The following is a 20,143-nucleotide window of genomic DNA, read 5'->3' as shown; positions in this document are numbered from 1 at the left end:
CGTAGTCGTTAACTTATAAGTAACGACCACGGAGTTTTAAATGTTTATTCAATATCGCCTTACTGACTATTCGTCAAAAGTCATTTCATCAAAACCGGCGGCATCAAATTCATCGTCATTATACTCATCGCTGCCATAGAAATCCTCATCAAAGTCATCGGCACCCTGAGTAACGGCGGGAGTGTTTTTTGCCTCAAACTCGTCAATGTCCATCATCTGAGCAGGAGCCGAACCCATTGAAGCCACACACACAGGGTCTTTCAGATTCTTTCCGGGAATACTCTTCTTCATCTCTATAAAGAAGCAGCGGTCAGTCATGTAGTCAAATACAAATATGAGTCTCTGACCGTCATCCACGAAATCGCTCAAGACAGTCTCATCCATCAGATAGATGTCTTCATCGGAATCCGACCCCATGTCTTCAAGGGTAATCTCCTTGCCTTTCTCCCAGTTATTGTCGCAAAGGAAGAAAGAACACATCTGGTTCTTGTCATAACCTACAGAGTCACATATAGCGTTTCTGAGATCGAGGAAAGTCGCGTCGGCATCGATGTTGATTTCGCGCCTGAAATTATCCACTTCGTCTGAAACAAGTCGAAAATTGAATATCATAATCTTAGGGTTTAATTTATTTTTCTGCATTAAGGAGCCATCGTTACCGCGACTCTTCACACTGCGAATTTAATAAATTTCCTATACAAACCACCAAATTTTTTATCTAATAATTTAAGCGGCGGTCCAATATTATTTTACAATAATCTTATGTGTGATGACGCTGCCTGAAGCAGTGACCTTTACAAGATATGTGCCTGCAGCGACCTCAACCGACCCGGCAGCGGAAAGTCCTGCCACCTTGACTCCGTTGACCGCATAGACAGCGGCTTCCGAGAAATCACCGTTCACGTCTATCCTGCCCTCTCCGGCTGTCACTTCAACCGCCGCGGCATCAACCGTGCCGATTCCGGTGGAAGGAGTGTCGATTGCCACTGACTCCACGTTAAACACCTTGCAGTCGTTAGCGTCTTTATCATTGCTGTTGGCGACAAAAGCCACGATGTCAAGATCGGCTGCATCAAGCTTTTCATTAATTACAGCAGAAGTCTTGAATGAATAGGGCTCGCCTTTCTTTAAGCTGACGGGGCTTCCAAGGTTTCCAGTGAGTGTCTGGCGGAATATGTGACGGTGAGTGTAATTACCGCCGCCACCTGACTGGTAGCCCACATCAGAGCGCTCCACAAGGAAGACACTCACAGCAGGTGAGGTCCACTCATCCAACACCTTTACAGGAGTACCAGACACCTCGACATCAAGTTTGCGTGTCGCGGGGTCATAGCTGTAATCTATATTCACATCCAACCAGGCATAACGCTCGGCGGCAAGATTGGTAAACTTCTCGATATCAGCAGCACCGTTTACAATAAAGACCGGGCCGGGCGACGGGATGACATTCATAGCATATTGCGCGAGCGCACCCTGGTCGGCGAAATTCACCCTGTCAATCATAAATGCAGGCGCCCATGACGAAGTCTGGTAAAACCACAGATAAGCCCGGTCAAGATCGGTAGTGTAATTATCCTCGCCATATCCGGAATGGTGAGCCACGATTACCATGTCGTCACGGCTGCCGCTTACATCGGCAAGAGCTCTATGGGCAGACGGACAGTTGCCACACTGCGCTGTCGAAAACTCCTCGACAAGCACCTTGCGCGGCAGCATAGCCAATGTACAGTCAAGCGTATAGCCGACAGAAGCGCCGTCATTTCCACCAACGACAGGGACAACCGAAAGTGACGCCTCCTTTTCTTCATCAATAGCGAGCGCGTCAAAAGCATAAGCAGCCATGCTACCCGCCTTCAGTCCGTCGGCATATGTCTCTGAAGCTATCTCCTTGCTGTCAAAGCGACATGAAAGAGAATAGCTGTCAACATCAGTGGCTCCGTAATTAAACACAGAACCTGAGACACTGAATTTCTCGCCGGGTTTTACAATATCCACACCCGAGGCAGAGAGCACAATCACTTCTCCGGATGGCAGGTCATCGCCTTCTATCACAGCTTTTACAAGTACATTTCCTACACCGGAATCACCGGCATGCTCCCAATAACACACGCCCTTTGAATCGGCATAACCCATGATGTCGCCATAAGGAGTAGCCACTCCATTATCTACTGCAATAGGCATGGTCTCGGAGGATAGTTTTGATTTCATGCTATAGCCTACATATACATCCTTATCTCCGGTGATGACATAAGGTTCGTCAAGCGGCACTCGGTTCCATACATTGCCCTCGACTTCAGAATTAGTGGAAGTCAAAGCCCGGAAGTTGTCAATATCTTCAGCGACAAAAACGTCGACCTTATTATACTCTTCACCGTTAACCACATAGGTCTGACAAAGCAGCTCGACTCCTGTCACAGAAGCTCCGGCATATTTTGCAGCAATCTCAGCAGGAATCTGAATCACCGCATAGTTGGTCGTGTTATAAGCACTTGCGATAAACTGATCCGGCTCGTCGGCGGAATATCCGTAACTGACGTTAGCCGCAGAAAGAGGAAAGGCTAACGCACACGAAACCGTTCCAATCAGAATAGACTTTGTTATTCTCATTATAAGCACTGTTAGTAATTTAAGTAAAAAATGGTAATTTAAGGAGATTAAGGCAACTCACTGCCTGTCGGCAGGTAAAGACGAGTGTATCGCGTCAAAGCTATCTTTCATAAGCGACTGCAGGTCATGCTTGCCATCCACTGCGACTATCGGTTTATGAATAGTCAATGTTATATGACCCCACATGGGTACACGCTTGAATCGCGGCATGACATCAAAAGCCCCGTCGATAGTAATCGGCACAACCGGAAGTCCGAATTCCACGGCAAGCATATAGGCGCCACGCTTAAAGGGACGCATTTTCCCGTCCCACGTGCGCGCCCCTTCCGGAAACACGACCAACGACATGCCTCCCTGAAGCTGACGCTCAGCCTTTTCCATAGTAAGCCGCGTTGCCGACGGAGATGAATTATCTACCATGATATGACCCGACACCTTACATGAATAACCGACAAGAGGAATCTTTTCAAGCGACTTTTTCATCATCCAGCGGAACTGATGATTCAGGTATCCGTAGATTGAAAATATGTCGTAGGCTCCCTGGTGATTGGCGACAAACACATATGATGTGTGAGAATCGACATTTTCACGACCTTTTACGGTCACCTTTACAAGAGTTAAAAGACAGAAAAGGCGAGCCCACCAGTGGGGGAAAAAGTATCCCGCCCATCGGCCAAGGCCCACACTGCTCAAAACGATAGTTATCACAGCCGTCAATATCGTGGCAACGAGCAGAATCGGAGCCATGATAAAGAGCTGATATATACGATATAATATTATCATAATGGAGAGAATACGGTCGCGCGTTGTACCGCGCGACCGTATTGTTTTAATTATCAATAAGCAAATACCGGATAAGACTCCATGGTCTTGTTGACTTTCTCACGTACATCGGCAATCACCTTGGCATTGTCGTGATTGCTCAATACGGTGTCAATCATCTCTACGATCTCACCCATAAGAGCCTCATCGGCGCCACGAGTGGTGATAGCCGGAGTTCCAAGACGTATACCTGAAGTCTGGAACGGGCTGCGGGAATCAAACGGCACCATGTTCTTGTTGGCAGTGATGTCAGCCTCGACAAGGACCTTTTCAGCCACTTTACCTGTAAGTTCAGGGAACTTGGTGCGCAAGTCTACAAGCATGCAGTGATTATCAGTGCCACCGGAAATAATCTTGTAGCCCTTGTCAACGAGAGCCTGTGCCATGACAGCGGCATTTTTCTTAACCTGGGTCTGGTAATCCTTGAATGAAGGCTGGAGAGCCTCACCAAATGCCACAGCCTTGGCCGCGATGACATGTTCGAGCGGACCGCCCTGTACACCGGGGAAGACAGCCGAGTCAAGAAGAGCCGACATCTTACGCACCTCACCCTTGTTATTGGTCTTGCCCCAGGGATTCTCAAAATCTTTGCCGAGGAGGATAAGACCGCCACGCGGGCCGCGCAATGTCTTATGGGTAGTAGAAGTCACGATATGGGCATACTTGACGGGATTGTCGAGCAGACCGGCAGCAATAAGACCTGCAGGATGAGCCATGTCAATCAAGAGTATGGCGCCGATTTCATCGGCAATCTTGCGCATACGTGCATAGTCCCACTCGCGGGAATAAGCGCTTGCACCTCCGATAATAAGTTTCGGACGCTCACGCAGCGCGACATCCTCCATCTGATCGTAGTCGACAAGACCGGTATCTTCCTTAACATTATATTCAAGAGCCTCAAACATAAGTCCGGAGAAGTTTACAGGGCTGCCGTGAGAAAGGTGTCCGCCATGAGCAAGGTTCAGACCGAGGAACTTGTCGCCGGGCTTCATGCACGCCATGAACACAGCCATGTTAGCCTGTGCTCCCGAGTGGGGCTGGACATTGGCATACTCGGCTCCGAAAAGCTGCTTCACGCGGTCAATAGCCAACTGTTCAGCCTCATCCACCACCTGGCAACCGCCATAATAGCGGTGTCCGGGATAACCTTCGGCATACTTGTTGGTCAGGCATGACCCCATAGCCTCCATAACCTGGTCACTGACAAAATTTTCAGAAGCAATAAGCTCGATACCATGTTTCTGGCGCTGATGTTCACGCTCTATGATATCAAAAATGCGTTTATCTCTTTCCATTAAAAATATATATTTAGATTATTAATTACTTTTTCTTTTTTACCGACCATCCAAACCGGCCTATCTCCTCACCGATGCGATAATATGCGCCATGACTGTAAGCGAGCAATCCGGCATCAGACAAGCGGAAAGCACCGGTGGCAGGATCAATGTACCGCTCATCGGCAAGCACTCCGAGCACCTCGGCGATAAACATGTCATGGGTTCCGAGACTTACAATCTCCTTCACCCGACATTCGATCGACAGCGGTGACTCCTCGATATAAGGACAACTGACCATCACCCCCTTTACAGGAGTGAGACCGGTCTCGCGCCATTTGTCATAATCACGACCTGACTTCACCCCCGCCCAGTCAACGGCACGCGCCATTGACTCGGTGGTAAGATTTATCGTGAACTCCATAGTCGACTTAATCATGTCATAGCTGTGTCTCGACGGTCTTACCGATATATAACACATCGCAGGATCGGTGCATATCGTGCCCGTCCACGCGACTGTTATCATATTGCTCTCCTCCACCGACGAGCCACACGACACCAATACAGCCGGCAGTGGGTATATCATTGTTCCCGGTTTCCAGTTCTGTCGCGCCATCGTCGGGTCAGATTTACTTTATGTGAGCGTTTTCAGCGCTTACACAATGTCCGCAATAATGGCATCTAATCACACGATTCTCAGGGTCGACAAGCTCAAACTTGGTTTTCATAGGCTCGTTGTTGGTGATACATTTAGGGTTATCACACTTTACAATGCCTACGATAGTCTGGGGAAGAGTCACCGACGACTTTTCAACCACTTCAAAATCGTGTATGATATTAATCTTTGCAGTGGGAGCGATAAGCGCTATGCGGTTGATAACATCATCAGGGAAGAAAGTGTCGGCAACCTTGATTATACCTTTTGTCCCGAGCTTTTTAGAGTCGAGATTGTTGCCAATCGTCACATGCTTGTCAAGCTTCTCGATGCCTAAAATCTCGACAGCCTTGAACAGTGCCGACGACGGTATGCGGTCAATCACCGTGCCGTTTCTCAAAGCGGCTACCGCGAGTTCTTTCTTATTTGTTGTCATGATTTTCTATTTGAGGGATGTCAATACCTAACGCACGGCAAATGATAGCCTGTCTTGCATAGAGACCGTTTTGTGCCTGCTGGAAATAATAAGCCTTGGGGCTGTCATCCACATCCTGGTCAATCTCGTTGACGCGGGGCAGCGGATGAAGCACACGCAGGTTGTCACGTGAGTTTTCAAGCATCGCGACATTCAGGTTGTAAAGATTCTTCACTTTCTCATATTCCATTATGTCAGTGAAGCGCTCGCGCTGCACGCGGGTCATATAGAGAATATCGCTACTGTTGATTACCTCCGGAGAGAATTCCGTGTACTCATGATATGTTATGCCATGCTCATCGCAGAACTGGATATATTCACGCGGCATCTGCAATTCCTTACAAGCCACAAAATTGAATGTCGGGTTAAAATACTGGAGCGCCATAAGCAGGGAATGTACGGTCCTTCCATATTTCAAATCACCGACCATAGTTATGGTGAGATTTTCAAGCGTGCCCTGTGTCTTATATATAGAATACAGGTCAAGCATTGTCTGCGACGGATGCTGGTTGGCTCCATCTCCTGCGTTTATAATAGGCACATCGGTCACCTCGGTGGCATATCGTGCCGCACCCTCAAGATAATGACGCATCACTATAAGGTCCACGTAGTTGCTGACCATCTTGATGGTGTCTTTAAGAGTCTCACCTTTTGACGAACTTGTGGTGCTCGCGTCAGAAAAGCCAATCACCCTGCCGCCAAGGCGGTTGACCGCGGTCTCAAAACTGAGGCGTGTGCGGGTGGAGGGCTCAAAAAAGAGCGTGGCAACCACCTTGCCTTCGAGTATCCTGTGGTTAGGATGCTCTTCAAAATAGCGTGCCTGATTAAGCAGGCGCAATATCTCCTCCTTACTTATGTCGGAAATGGAGACGAGGCTGTTACTATTCATCGCTGTCGGAAATATTTTTTTGACAACGCAAATTTACTATTTCCGCGCCTCAATTGCAAATAATTGAAGCCCGTCACTTCGATTTTTCAAAAAGTCTCACCAACTCGCCTATCCAGAGCACGACAGACGTGACACCGATAATAACCGCCCAATCAGACAATCCGAGTGGAACGACATTAAACATGTCGCCTCCCACACTCACTATCAATATCTGCCCCACGAGGATAACAAGGGAGATAAACAGAAATTCCGAGCAGCCTTTAAGATGCAAGGCTGAACGGCGGGTGGCGTAGGCACGGGCGTTAAACATGTTCCAGAACTGAAGGAACACGAATATAGAGAAGAATGTGCTCAATTCATAAGGCGAAAGATTATGAAAGGCTTTATCCATCTCCACAGGGAAGAGACGCAGAAGTGATGTCACATCGGAATGTTGGAATATGTAGAGCAATCCAAACAGAATTGCGAAGAAGAGTATTCCGGTACCGATAATATCGGCACCCATCGCCTTGGTTATTATAAATGAATTACGGTCACGCGGCTTATCTTTCATGACTGCTTCCGACGGGGGCAGTGAAGCAAGCGCCATCGCGGCAAATGTGTCCATTATGAGATTGACCCACAGCATCTGCGTTACTGTCAGCGGTGACTCAGAGCCCATGAATGCGCCGGCAAGCACGATAAGACACGCCACGACATTGACTGTCATCTGAAAGAGAACAAAACGCTGTATATTAAGATACAACGACCTTCCCCACATGACAGCGCGCCCTATACTCGCAAATGAATTGTCGACAATCGTTATGTCGCTCGCCTCCTTTGCCACGGCTGTACCGTCGCCCATCGACAACCCGACATGGGCCGCCTTCAATGCGGGGGCGTCATTTGTGCCGTCGCCTGTCACTGCGACTACATTTCCCTTTTTCTGAAGCGTCTCCACAAGGCGCTTTTTGTCCAGCGGACGTGCCCTGGCTATAATCTTGAAGTCATCTATCCTTTCATATAGCTCATCATCGGAAAGGGAAGCAAATTCAGGACCGGTGATTACATTATTGTCACCGTCACCTTCACGCCAAAGACCGATCTGTCGGGCAATCTCCTTTGCCGTATTGGGAGTGTCGCCTGTAACTATCTTGATTGCAATGCCTGCGTCAATACATTCTTTTACAGCGGCAGGCACCTCTGCCCTTACAGGATCGGAAATCGCGACAATACCCAGAAAAGTAAGGTTGTCGGCGACAAGCTTGCCGTCTTCGATGACATTTTCGCCCGGTTCAATTATCTGGCAGGCAAATCCGAGAGTGCGCATAGCCTGATTCTGATAATCGAGCAATTTTTTGTCTATGTCATCTTTCTTTACATCAGAAGCGACATTCTTACATAGAGAATAGACTATCTCGGGGGCACCTTTGACATATAGCACACGCTTGCCCGGCACAGCCTCTGACTCTACCTCCGTAGCCATATATTTACGCTCGGTGTTGAAGGGTATCTCGTCGACAGCATGTACACTCTCACGTATAGCACGATAGTCGATGCCTCTGTCACGGAGCCACAATATAAGGGCGCCTTCTGTAGGATTGCCAAGCACGGAAGGCTTTTCAGGATTGGACAAGTCAAGCTGCGCCGTAGAATTGACCGCTATTCCCTCGACAATCATACGGCTCTCCACTGAATCGTCAGGTTTTCCGCCTGCCAATGAGAAAAAGTCGGTATTGTAGATGCGCATCTGATTTTCAGTAAGGGTTCCGGTCTTATCGGTACATATCACCGTCGTGGCACCCATTGTCTCGCAAGCATGCATCTTACGCACAAGATTATTGGTGCGGAGCATGCGCCTCATGCTATAGGCAAGACTCAACGTGACAGCCATGGGCAGACCCTCAGGCACAGACACGACTATAAGTGTCACCGCAATCATGACAGTCTGAAGCAAGAACGCGAAAAACGCAAGCCAGTCAAGACCGGCATCACCGTTGTTGACAAAATACATGACCACACGCCCTATGATGACAAGAGCCGCTATACAGTAGCTCATGCGCGATATCAGCCTTCCGAGTCCGTCAAGCTGGATGTTTAGCGGTGTCTTTACGCTGTCATCAATCTGCGTAGCCTCGTAGACCTTACCGTTTTCAGTAAGGTCGCCGACAGCTGTCACTTCATACATGCCATGCCCCTCCATCACCTTAGTGCCACGCAACACGTGGTCACTGGGGAACGTGGCGTCAGGATCAAACATTGACTCGTCAGTGGTCTTTGAGCATATAGGCTCTCCTGTCAGCGACGACTCGTCGACCTGAAGCGATGATGACTCAAGAAGACGTCCGTCGGCAGGAATCTCTTCTCCGGTGGTGACGAGCACAATATCCCCGACAACGACATCGCGTTTGGGAATCTGAATGGTATTTCCATCGCGGATTACCTGCACCGGCTCGTCATCGTTTACCTGGTTCAGTATGGCAAATTCCCTGTCAGCCTTAACTTCAAAGATAAATGCCAGTCCGGTGGCAAGAAGTATGGCGACAAAGATGCCTATAGGTTCAAAAAACACCTGGGCTCCCTCATGAAGCCCATAATATTCATAACAAGAGATACCGACAGAAAGCACTCCCGCCACAAGCAGGATTAGAATAAGTGGGTCGCGGAACTTGTCAATAAATCTCATGAACAACGACTCCTTTTTAGGCGGAGTCAATATGTTGACCCCGTTCTTTTCCCTGCTTTCAAGCACCTGGGCTTCAGTCAAGCCACTGTAATGTCGTGATTCTGCCATAATCCAAAGTTATATATACACTTAAATTCTTCTTTATAAATTTTGAAGTCGCGAATTTATCAAAAATCCGCGACTATACAAACTTATAACAAATATCTCCGGCAAAAGTCGGCAATCAAAAAGAAAACGACACTCCAAGCGACGGGATAAAGGCATGAACCCTGTAATCGGCGTTAAACTGCCGTATGACATCATTGCTGCCCATCTGTGCCGCAAGCAGGTCGACATAACCACACTTCGCATCATCCTCACCGACTCCCGCGACATACAGCATTGAAAAGTCAATCGACAGCTGGCTCATCGGGCGGAACGAGAGACCCAAGCTCGGCTCTATCTTAGTCATGCCGGGAGTCTCGGGATTGTAATAGTTTTTATTTACAGGCGAAAGGTCAAGAATAAGACCCGCCCTTATATCAAAGCGACGCGTCAAGCCATACTGTGCGCCGAGACGGAACGCCCATGAATCGCGATAATTCTTCTCAAGATGCTGGTCGTAGGCGCTGACAGCATCGTCAAGGAAGTGAATGTCAAGATTTTTATAGGAGCTCCAGCCTGTAAACTGGGCGTCAAAAGCAAGCAACAGATTATGAAGCGGCTTATAGGAAACGCCGAAAGTCAGCACAGCGGGCATAGGCATCTCGGCAGTAAAGTTTGCCTCGTTGATGAGCGAGAGGCTTGATTCAAGAATCTGGCGTGCGACTTCGTTGGCATATGTCACCTTTGCTTCGCCCGCCTTAACCTTCATTGTCATCTTTGAGCGGAAATTAGCCCCGACAGTCCACCGGCGGTTTATGTCATACATGACACCTACGTTAAAACCGCATGCCACGCCGGCATTGCCTGTAAGATTTACCGACGCAGGCATCGTATTGCCAAACACGGCAGGCGCCCCCATCATCCCGAGCATCGCGTCAAAGGTGGCGGGATTCACAAGCCCTTTGTTGAGATCCACCCCACCCCAGGAAATCATAAGTCCGGCGCCGATTGACAGCTTAGGCGTAATGCGCCATGACAATGTAGGCTGGACAGTGAATGTCGACAGTTTTACCGATTGATTCAGCACAGCGCCGGGCCAATTGTTGGTCCAGTTGATAGAGCTGCCGTAAGGAGTATAAATGTTTATACCTGCTTTCAGATTATCATATATGCTAAAAGCGGCACTGACCATCATCGGGGTGCTTACGTCATTGTCGGTTTCATACCACTTATCGCCGACTTTAGCTTTTGCCGTGGCGGCGACTGCATTTACACTTGCTGAAAGGTCAAGTGTCTTATCCATAAATCCGAGACCTGCCGGATTGAAATACATGCTCTCGGCACCGAGCTTCTGGGCGACACCGGTGTGCCCCATACCGCCCTGACGGGCGCTTAAAGTGTTTACCTGATAGCCCTCAGCGGCAGCGGAGAATGTCACAACCGCACAAAGCACAGTGGATAGAATTTTCTTCATATATCTTAATTTTATAAAAACGCTGCAAAGTTAAGTAAATAAAACCCGTCATACCAAGAAAAACAGAACAAAAATTCAAGACAACAGAACAATCCGAGCCATAAACCGCATCATTACACATTATTAATTACAATAAAAGGCCACCAACCCGCCAGGCTCCAATCACCAACCTTGCACATGACCTCCCCATAATCACAGCGCCACCCACACACAAATATCACATATGACCGATAATTTGCAGCGCCCCTGACCTTTTTATCCTGCCGGTGGAGAAATGTCGCGAGTTATTTACTAACTTTGCGCCCGCTATATCATTAAGCTATTCGCGAAACAAAAGTTATACGAAGGTAAAAAGACAAGATTGTAAAGTCACTTATTTATGAACAAAGGATTGTTTGCGCTCGCCCTCGGCACATTTGCCCTCGGCATTGCCGAGTTTCTTATGATGGGAATACTCGGCGACATCGCCGCCACGATGGACATATCAATCGCCAGGGCTGGATACTTCATCTCCGCCTACGCGCTCGGAGTCTGTGTAGGCGCGCCGGCACTGCTATTCGCCCGCAGAATCCCGCTGAAAAAAATAATGCTGCTGCTCGCCGCAATCATAGCCATAGGCAACCTCTGTGCGGCAATATCACCGGGCTACTATACATTTTTTATATCCCGCTTCATCTCCGGACTCCCCCACGGAGCCTACTTCGGAGTCGGGGCAATCGTGGCACGCCGTCTCGCACAAAAAGGACATGAGGTAAGCGCCGTGTCCTACATGATTGCCGGCATGACCGTAGCCACACTGATAGGCGTGCCGCTCGGGACACTGATCACCAACACGATGACATGGCGCGTCGCATTTCTCATCGTCGGAGCGACAGGCATAGCCACCATAATAGCAATCAGGGCATGGGTGCCCGACGTGGAAGGAATCGTCGACAACGGCTTCAAAAGCCAGTTCCGCTTTCTCCGCACCCTTCCGCCGTGGCTCATATTCGGCGGCGTAATCTTCGGGCAGATAGGCATATACTGCTGGTACAGCTACATCGACCCGCAGCTCACGCTCGTAGCCGGATTCCCGCAAGCCGACCTTTCATGGCTCATGGTGCTCGCCGGATTCGGAATGTTTGCCGGAAACCTTATCGCAGGAAAGCTCAGCGACCGATACAAACCCTCATGGATAGCCGCATGGGTACAGGCATCGGCAATCCCCGTCCTGCTGCTCTTCTTCTTCCTCGCGTCATTCAAAGCGGCGGCGGTAATATTGATGATACTCGGCACAGCCGCGCTCTTCGGCTCCGGCAGCCCCCTCCAATCATCCATCGTAGGCTACTCCCGCGGCGGCGAGCTGCTCGGAGGAGCCTGCATACAGATCGCCTACAACGCAGGTAACGCAATCGCCGCATGGATAGGCAGCGCCGTGATAGCACGCGGCTACGGCTATACCGCCCCCGCCATCGTCGGCATACCGATTGTCGTGACCGGATGCGTGCTGCTCTTTATCCTCTATGCCCGATATGAGCGAGCGGGACAACGCCCCTGATTCCTGCGAGACAACATAACCGACAGACTTCAAGCGCAATAACAGCAAAAATCAGTCGTCGGCTTGCGCATGTCAAAGTTTTTCCGTAATTTTGGCACGTCTTAGCCTCTTACTTCAAAAGCGGCTGAAAGCATTAGCGTTCATTAAACAAAATGAGCACTGCGACATCCCAAAAAAACATTGCGGCAGCCCCACTCACCGGCGCTGGCGACGCCGTAGGCGTGTCACGACCCAAGTGGTATATAGCTATTGTCAACAACAATAGCGAAAAAGAAGTGCGCGAGCGGCTCAACAAGCTCGGCTACGACTCCTACGTGGCGACACAGCGCCAGACAAAAATCTGGAAAAACGGACGCCGCGCAAGCGTCGAGGCAGTCGTCATACGCACCATCGTCTTCATCCACTGCACCGAAAAAGAGCGCCGCCGGATAGTCGCCCTACCCTACATCAACCGATTCATGACCGACCGCGCCACTGCAGCACAACGCGTCCCCGCCACTGTGCCCGAACGCGAAATGCACATCTTGCGGTTCATACTCGGCAACTCCGACTCTCCGGTCACAATCGAAGAGCGCCCCCTCCGGAAAGGCGACCGCGTAAAAGTCGTTCGCGGAAGCCTCATGGGGCTTGAAGGCGAAATCATCGACACCGAGCCCTCAACCGAGCTTGTCGTAAGACTCGACATCCTCGGATGTGCCCGCCTCAACATCGACCGCCTCAGCGTCGAGCCCCTCACCTGACAATACAGGTGACAAAATGCACACACAATCATAACCATCACAATAAATGAAGCAATATAATATTGCCGTTGCAGGAACAGGCTATGTAGGATTGAGCATAGCCACGCTGCTGGCACAGCACAACCGCGTCACCGCAGTCGACGTGATTCCTGAAAAAGTAGATAAAATCAACAATCGCGTCTCGCCCATCCAGGACGAGTATATCGAGAAATATCTCGCCGAAAAAGAGCTTGACCTCACGGCGACGCTCGACGGCGCTGAGGCATACCGCGATGCCGACTTCGTGGTGATAGCGGCGCCTACCAACTACGACCCCGTCAAGAACTATTTCGACACCCACTGCATCGAGGATGTGATCGACCTGGTGCTCAGCGTCAATCCCGACGCCGTGATGGTCATCAAGTCGACCATACCTGTCGGCTACTGCCGCTCGCTCTACATGAAATATGCCTCGCTTGGAGTGCGGCGTCTCAACCTGCTCTTTTTCCCCGAGTTTCTCCGCGAGTCAAAGGCGCTCTACGACAACCTGTATCCCTCGCGCATCATCGCCGGAATACCCAAGGTCATCGACGAGCCGCGCTTTGCCGAGGAAAACGAGGCGATACTCAAGGTCGCCGACATAGAGCGGCTCACCGAAGCCGCCCACACCTTCGCCTCACTCCTGCAGCAGGGGGCGCTGAAAGCCGACATCCCGACGCTCTACATGGGCATGAAGGAAGCCGAGGCGGTGAAACTGTTTGCCAACACTTACCTCGCCCTTCGTGTCAGCTACTTCAACGAGCTTGACACCTACGCCGAGGTCAAGGGGCTTGATTCACAGGCGATAATCGAGGGCGTCGGTCTAGACCCGCGCATCGGCACCCACTACAACAACCCTTCATTCGGCTACGGCGGCTACTGCCTGCCCAAGGACACCAAGCAGCTGCTCGCCAACTATGCCGACGTGCCGCAAAACATGATGTCGGCAATCGTCGAGAGCAACCGCACCCGCAAGGACTTCATCGCCGACCGTGTGCTGAAAATGGCGGGATGGTATGGCTACAGCGGCAACAGCCAGTTTGATTCAGCCACCGAACAGCCTGTCACCATCGGAGTCTACCGGCTGACGATGAAATCCAACTCCGACAACTTCCGCCAGTCATCCATCCAGGGCGTCATGAAGCGCATAAAGGCAAAGGGCGCCACGGTAATCATCTACGAGCCGACACTCGAAGACGGCTCCACATTCTTCGGCAGCCGCGTGGTCAACGACCTCGCCGAGTTCAAGCGCAGTTCCGACGCCATCCTCGCCAACCGCACCTCTCCCGATCTTGCCGACGTAGCCGCCCGCGTCTACACCCGCGACATCTTCAACAAAGACTAAGCCGACCGCAACAAATTTATCCATTATAATGTTATGTCTTATAAAAAATAATCATTATCTTTGCTGATATGGTAGACAGGAGGAATGTCATAATCAAAGAGATTTCACGACTCGCTGGGCAGATGTTCAGCACCGGCACCGGTACTGTGTATCTCTATGGTTCACAAGCCAGAGGAGACAGTTCTCCACACTCTGACTGGGACATTCTTATTGTGACCGACGACTCCATAGCCACCGACGATGACTTCCGCTACTTCGCATTTCCCTTTGCCGAAATAGGATGGCGTTACGGCGAGCAGATAACTCCGCTTCACTACACCAAGAGCCAGTGGGACGCTGAAAAAGACACGGCATTCTACAGCAATGTGCTTGCCGATGCAATCAAATTATGACACCTGAACAGCGAGAAATAACAGCCACGCTTCTACTTGAAAAGTCGCAGCGCAACATGGAGCAAGCCCTACGCAACGCCGACATGGGCTATTGGGATCTTGTGGCAAACCGGTTATATTATGCTGTGTTTCATGCCGTAACAGCGCTGATGCTTCTTGACGGAATAAAAACGGCTACCCACAAAGGCACATCATCACAATTCGGGCAGCATTACGTATTGACCGGACAATTCAGCCGCGAAGACGGAATGCTTTACAGCAGGTTGCAGACCATGAGAGAAAAGGCCGATTACCAGAATACATTCTCAATCTCTCCCGACAAAGGCAGAGACCTGATTGACGCGGCAAGAGCCCTCCAGTCGCGCATAACGGCAGCCATCGACAATCGCCTTTCCAATCAAAAAGCATAGACTATTTCCTGCGCAGCCTCAACACCCCCACCGCTACCCCCGACGCAGCCCTCTTGAAAGAGCTATACGAGGCAGCCCACCGTAACGCCAACCACATCGACGAAACAATTGACCGCCTCCTCAACGAGCTCGACTAAATTGTCTAAAGCACATATGAAATAATGAATTTAAGACACACACTAAATCGGCATAAAAACCTAATGGAGAGTTTTATATCACTCTCCATTATCAATGCCGTAAATATGTTTTTGCCATTTATATCTCTTCCATATATGTTGAGAATAATCGGACCAGCAAACTATGGCATATATTCATATGTTTTTACGCTGATTCAATATTTGATTCTGATTACATCGTATGGTTTTATGTTTTCAGCCACAAAACAGGTTTCACAGAATCGAGATGACAACATTTCATTAAATAACATTTTTACTTCCGTATTTTTTTCAAGATGCATATTGTTGATTGGATCCCTGATTGTTTTCGCTATTCTTGCTCCACTTTTATTGGATACGCCTGAAAAACTCAAGATGTTTTGGTGGGGTACAGGAATGGTAATCGGTGAAATTTTAATGCCTACATATCTTTATCAAGGATTGGAAAAAATGCGATTTCTTGCCATAGTAAATATCATTCCAAAGGTGATATTTACTATTCTTATTTTTATAGTAATTAAGCAACCACAAGATTACCAATACATCATTATATTAAATTCCTTAGGATATATAATTGCCGGAATCTGCAGTATGTCGATAGCCTATCACCAATTTGGGGTGAAAATATCCCGCCCTTGTATTGAACATATTAAATTTCAACTAAAAGAGGGCTTCTCTATTTTCGCGTCTACGATGGGGATGAATCTCTACCGAAACTCAAATATTTTAATTTTAGGACTTTTGTGCAATGATTCAGTAGTCGGCATCTATGCAGCTGCCGAAAAAATCATTAAGGCTTTACAAAGTGTAACGTTACCTTTAATACAATCACTCTTCCCCCACATGTCGTTGCAGCTAAAAGACAAGCCATTAAAAGAGGCAGCCACTACTATCCTAAAGATCTCGGCAAAAATGTTTTATATACTCATTCTTTTCTCAGCGATTGCCTACCTTCTTTCTCCCTTGATGTCTGACATTATTTTAGGAAAAGATTTCCAAGCTGCAATCCCTCTAATTCGTATTATGACTTTAGTAGTGTTGTTGGGGGGAATAAATTACACATTGGGGATTATTGGATTGATTAATCTTAATAAAGGTAAACAGTTTTTTCATTATGTAGTGATTTCAGGTGTCACAAGTATTCTTGTACTACTAATATTTGCAAATAGATATACCTATTATGCCGCAGCATGGGCAATGGTAATTGCGGAATTAATATCATGTATATTATGCTATACGACATTAAAAAAACAGAAGAGCATGAGTTAAAACGAAAAATAAATTATTACTTGCAATTATCTATCCAAAATATAAAACCGTAGAGCTTACTGAAAACTGATTCTGTCTGAAAAAAGAATTTGAAAAGCAATTAGTAAATTTATTTAGTTATTAATTATGAAATTACAGTCACTAATATTCAAAACTCCGATTATACTTTTACAAATTATTTACTCCATGTGGCTGAACATGAAGTTAAAATGTAAAAAAGGAACATTCTATCCTTTTATGAGAGGGGTAGTTGGTGATGAGTGTATTAATTTGGGAGATTTTTGTCGTTTTGGGAAAGGAGCAATTCTCGCTGCACATAAATTACACAACGGGCATAAATTTACGCCTGAAATAACGATTGGAAACAATTGTGATTTTGGAGACTATACACATATCACTTGTATAAATAAAATAGTGATTGGCAATAATTTATTAACTGGTAGGTATGTATTAATTTCTGACAACAGCCACGGAAAAGCAGATTTAGAAAATATGGTAAAAAATCCTAATGAAAGGATTCTATATTCAAATGGGCCTGTAATTATTGGGAATAATGTTTGGATAGGCGACAAAGTGTCTATTTTGTCAAATGTAAAAATTGGAGACGGGGCAATAATCGGAGCTAATTCAGTTGTCACAAAAGATATTCCTCCATATTCTGTTGCTGCAGGAATACCAGCCAAAATCATTCGTCAATTTAATAGATGCGAAACATACTAAACTATATACAAACAAAATAATTGACCGCTCTAAATTATTAGATTGCTCAGTAGTTTACCAATTTTCAATTTTGTTTAACTTAACAAAATTACAATTACGACAGGCTGTAAAGTTGAGCACACTATCATATCAACCTAAATCATTAAACAACAACGCATTAATCAATATAATCGGGAAGAGGTAAAACATGGATGATAAGATCATGACTCCATACCGTATCAATTTATCTCTACCATGTAGTAAAAACGGAAAAGTTCATCAAAAGACACTCCTGATTTCGATGGGAAGGAATAATTGGTTCACTATGCATTGTCATATCCCTAAGGGAGACAAAACGTCTGACAACAGTATATTTGCCTAGCGCACACTAGTAAACAAGAATTATACTGCCGTACCCACAAACATATTATTTGCTGGCAGTCTAGCAAATAATATAAAAATTAACGTCAATCGATAATCTTGATATAAATCCGAATTTATAATGACCAACTAAATTCCTTTTAATAAATTTATCAAATTAATTTGAATAATGGATGTTTCTATAATAATTGTAAACTACAACACTCTACAGATGACCAAAGAGTGTATTGAAAGTATTTTTAAATGGACAAAAGACATCAAAATCGAAATAATTTTGGTCGATAACGGATCAAATGACGGAAGTAAAGAGCATTTTGAAAAGGATAAAAGGATAAAATACATCTATAATTACGATAATTTAGGTTTCGGCAAAGCCAATAATATTGGCGCAAAAGAAGCTACTGGAAAATACTTTTTTTTACTAAATAGCGACACATTATTACTTTCGGATACAATAAGTCACTTTTTTTATTTTATGGAACGCAACACAGACATCGCATCATGTGGAGCTAATCTTATATCTGCCAATGGCGAGATTGTTACTTCCCATGGCAGATTTCCATCACTAATGTATGAATTCTCAGCCATAGGATTTTCTAAATTGTATAATTCTATATTTAGGAATAAGTATGCAAGAAGTCAAACCATAAATGAGGGAGACATATTGCATCCTCATTATATAACAGGCGCAGACATATTTATAAGAGCTAATATATTTAGAGAATTGAAAGGTTTTGATGAAGGTTTTTTTATGTACTATGAAGAAACAGACCTATATAAACGTATGCAAAACTTAGGACTTCGTTCAATACTATTGCCAGAAGTAAGTATCATACATAAAGTTGGCGGAAGTCAAAAAAAATCATGCAACACAAACAAATTCAAAATTCTATTCGCCAGTAAAATTCGATTTTGGGCAAAGCACCATCATCATTTCAAGCTCAAGATTGTCAGGCTCTTTTCTTTATTACAAGTATTATCACATATAACCATTTATAGAGCAAACTTTAAAGAAATAAAAAAAACGATTTTCACAACACCTGTACCAACGGATCTTCACCACCTACATTAAAATACGACAATGGAATACATTGTACAATGTCGCCAAGCAAAATGGGTGATATCTTTTTTTATTATATCTTGTATTGTAAGTTATGTTTATGCCCTTACCACTGGGTATTATAATGGAGATTTTATTAAAAAAGATGTTGCCATTTCCAATCTTACCCTATTACTAATTCTAATTCTTACAATTTTACCTTTCATATATCTATATTATATCTTTCGGCATTTCGCTAAAACTAATTATTGCCAAAATTTTTATAATTTAAATATAATGCGATACATCGCATGGATACTGCTATTCTTACAGATAATATTGCGCTTTTCTGGATATGGCACTATGGGTAGTGAGTCTACAGGAATATCTAGTTCGCCAATTTCTATCATGAGAGCACTAATTTATAAACTTCCAGCATATCCCTTTGCTGTTGTTTATATTATGGGATCAAAATACAATAAAGGAATAGCAATAACAATTATATTGCTTTGTTTATATTCAATCATAAATAAATCATTAGGAGGTTTCTTTACCACTAGCATGATTCTCATATACAAATATCCGTCAATAATACTTTTTCTAAAAAGGCACATCATAATTACTGGAATTATTTTACTTTTAAGTCCTTCAATTATTGGAATTGCATACGATTTTAGAGCCCAATTAAGGGACGGACCAGAAATGGCTGAAAAAAGTGGTAGCGATTTACTTTTTGGAAAGGTGTGCGGTCGAATAAGCTCTTTTTCAAATAATGCATACATTTTCCAAAACTTGCCTTCTCTATACCTTTATAAAGACGAAGTCCCGGCTGAATTTTATATCATGGACATGCTTCACTTCTTCGGTATACGTCCTGAATTCAAAAGTACCGGTAACTTTGTTGAAATGCATGTAAAACATGGTAAAGATGACCGCTATTCATCCATGGCAGGAATTGGAGGAGTTCTTTTTATATCTATCATAAAATCGCCATGGATAGTAGCACTCAATCTATTTATTATATTAGCCTCCACATACTTAATCTTCTTTTTAGCAAAAAAGATTAAATTGAGAAATGCATGTGGTGTCGCACTGTTACTATCAGTATGGTTCATGTCCAACGGTGACAGTAGCGAAATTGCCATAAATATATATTCATTACTATTCGCCTGGATTATATTAAAATTAATAGCACGTAAACATGTCGTTAAAC

At 46.0% G+C, this 20,143-nt stretch carries 17 protein-coding genes and 1 pseudogene; 9 read left to right on the top strand and 9 right to left on the bottom strand.

Features of this window, described 5'->3' with window-relative positions:
• Positions 1-66: 66 nt before the first annotated feature.
• The 9 genes from E4T81_RS10755 to E4T81_RS10715 all read right to left on the bottom strand — a co-directional run bounded on the left by E4T81_RS10755 (position 67) and on the right by E4T81_RS10715 (position 10,945).
• Entirely contained in the window at positions 67-612 is a 546-nt protein-coding gene (locus E4T81_RS10755; RefSeq protein ID WP_135044395.1) for a hypothetical protein, read from the bottom strand.
• Positions 613-744: 132 nt separating this feature from the next.
• Complete coding sequence (locus E4T81_RS10750) at positions 745-2,607, bottom strand: Omp28-related outer membrane protein (RefSeq protein WP_135044393.1); 1,863 nt, start codon at positions 2,605-2,607, stop codon at positions 745-747.
• 57 nt (positions 2,608-2,664) lie between these two features.
• Positions 2,665-3,390: a 1-acyl-sn-glycerol-3-phosphate acyltransferase gene (locus E4T81_RS10745; protein ID WP_135044391.1), complete on the bottom strand. Its 726-nt coding sequence runs from the start codon at positions 3,388-3,390 to the stop codon at positions 2,665-2,667.
• Positions 3,391-3,443: 53 nt separating this feature from the next.
• On the bottom strand, positions 3,444-4,724 hold the full coding sequence (glyA, locus tag E4T81_RS10740; RefSeq protein ID WP_135044390.1) for a serine hydroxymethyltransferase: 1,281 nt from the start codon (positions 4,722-4,724) through the stop codon (positions 3,444-3,446).
• A 25-nt stretch (positions 4,725-4,749) separates the two neighbouring features.
• The gene (locus E4T81_RS10735) at positions 4,750-5,319 is read right to left on the bottom strand and encodes a flavin reductase family protein (protein ID WP_135044389.1); all 570 of its coding nucleotides are present in this window, start codon (positions 5,317-5,319) and stop codon (positions 4,750-4,752) included.
• Positions 5,320-5,332: 13 nt separating this feature from the next.
• Positions 5,333-5,794, bottom strand: a complete 462-nt coding sequence (gene pyrI, locus E4T81_RS10730; protein WP_135044388.1) for an aspartate carbamoyltransferase regulatory subunit — start codon at positions 5,792-5,794, stop codon at positions 5,333-5,335.
• Positions 5,781-6,722, bottom strand: a complete 942-nt coding sequence (pyrB, locus tag E4T81_RS10725) for an aspartate carbamoyltransferase (protein WP_135044387.1) — start codon at positions 6,720-6,722, stop codon at positions 5,781-5,783. Before pyrB ends, pyrI begins: the two co-directional genes overlap by 14 nt.
• A gap of 73 nt (positions 6,723-6,795) precedes the next feature.
• Complete coding sequence (locus tag E4T81_RS10720) at positions 6,796-9,495, bottom strand: calcium-translocating P-type ATPase, PMCA-type (RefSeq protein WP_135044386.1); 2,700 nt, start codon at positions 9,493-9,495, stop codon at positions 6,796-6,798.
• A gap of 115 nt (positions 9,496-9,610) precedes the next feature.
• A complete protein-coding gene (locus E4T81_RS10715) occupies positions 9,611-10,945 on the bottom strand; it encodes an OmpP1/FadL family transporter (RefSeq protein WP_135044385.1) in 1,335 nt (444 codons plus the stop codon).
• 379 nt (positions 10,946-11,324) lie between these two features.
• Between E4T81_RS10715 and E4T81_RS10710 the strand changes: the two genes are divergently transcribed.
• The 9 genes and pseudogenes from E4T81_RS10710 to wzy all read left to right on the top strand — a co-directional run.
• Positions 11,325-12,482 carry an MFS transporter gene (locus E4T81_RS10710; RefSeq protein ID WP_135044384.1) on the top strand — a complete coding sequence of 386 codons (1,158 nt, stop codon included), beginning with the start codon at positions 11,325-11,327 and terminating at the stop codon, positions 12,480-12,482.
• 152 nt (positions 12,483-12,634) lie between these two features.
• Positions 12,635-13,222 carry a UpxY family transcription antiterminator gene (locus E4T81_RS10705; RefSeq protein ID WP_135044382.1) on the top strand — a complete coding sequence of 196 codons (588 nt, stop codon included), beginning with the start codon at positions 12,635-12,637 and terminating at the stop codon, positions 13,220-13,222.
• A gap of 46 nt (positions 13,223-13,268) precedes the next feature.
• Positions 13,269-14,585, top strand: coding sequence for a nucleotide sugar dehydrogenase (locus E4T81_RS10700; protein WP_135044380.1), 1,317 nt, complete (start codon positions 13,269-13,271; stop codon positions 14,583-14,585).
• Positions 14,586-14,653: 68 nt separating this feature from the next.
• Positions 14,654-14,977 (top strand): nucleotidyltransferase domain-containing protein, encoded by a 324-nt coding sequence (locus E4T81_RS10695; protein ID WP_135044378.1) that lies wholly within the window; start codon positions 14,654-14,656, stop codon positions 14,975-14,977.
• Positions 14,974-15,387 (top strand): HEPN domain-containing protein, encoded by a 414-nt coding sequence (locus tag E4T81_RS10690; RefSeq protein ID WP_135044376.1) that lies wholly within the window; start codon positions 14,974-14,976, stop codon positions 15,385-15,387. Before E4T81_RS10695 ends, E4T81_RS10690 begins: the two co-directional genes overlap by 4 nt.
• Before the next feature lie 200 nt (positions 15,388-15,587).
• Positions 15,588-16,811, top strand: a complete 1,224-nt coding sequence (locus E4T81_RS10685) for an oligosaccharide flippase family protein (RefSeq protein WP_167761850.1) — start codon at positions 15,588-15,590, stop codon at positions 16,809-16,811.
• A 531-nt stretch (positions 16,812-17,342) separates the two neighbouring features.
• A pseudogene (locus E4T81_RS16100) lies at positions 17,343-17,507 on the top strand (DapH/DapD/GlmU-related protein); the annotation flags it as partial.
• Between the two features lie 553 nt (positions 17,508-18,060).
• Positions 18,061-18,963, top strand: coding sequence for a glycosyltransferase family 2 protein (locus tag E4T81_RS10675; RefSeq protein ID WP_135044372.1), 903 nt, complete (start codon positions 18,061-18,063; stop codon positions 18,961-18,963).
• A 9-nt stretch (positions 18,964-18,972) separates the two neighbouring features.
• Positions 18,973-20,143, top strand: a 1,171-nt coding sequence (gene wzy / locus E4T81_RS10670; protein ID WP_167761846.1) for an oligosaccharide repeat unit polymerase, incomplete at its 3' end; no start/stop codon positions are given.

The organism is Barnesiella sp. WM24 (assembly GCF_004570975.1).
Classification (GTDB): Bacteria; Bacteroidota; Bacteroidia; order Bacteroidales; family Muribaculaceae; genus Muribaculum.
The sequence above is the reverse complement of the archived record's forward strand: the minus strand, read 5'-3'. Positions and strand labels throughout refer to the sequence as shown.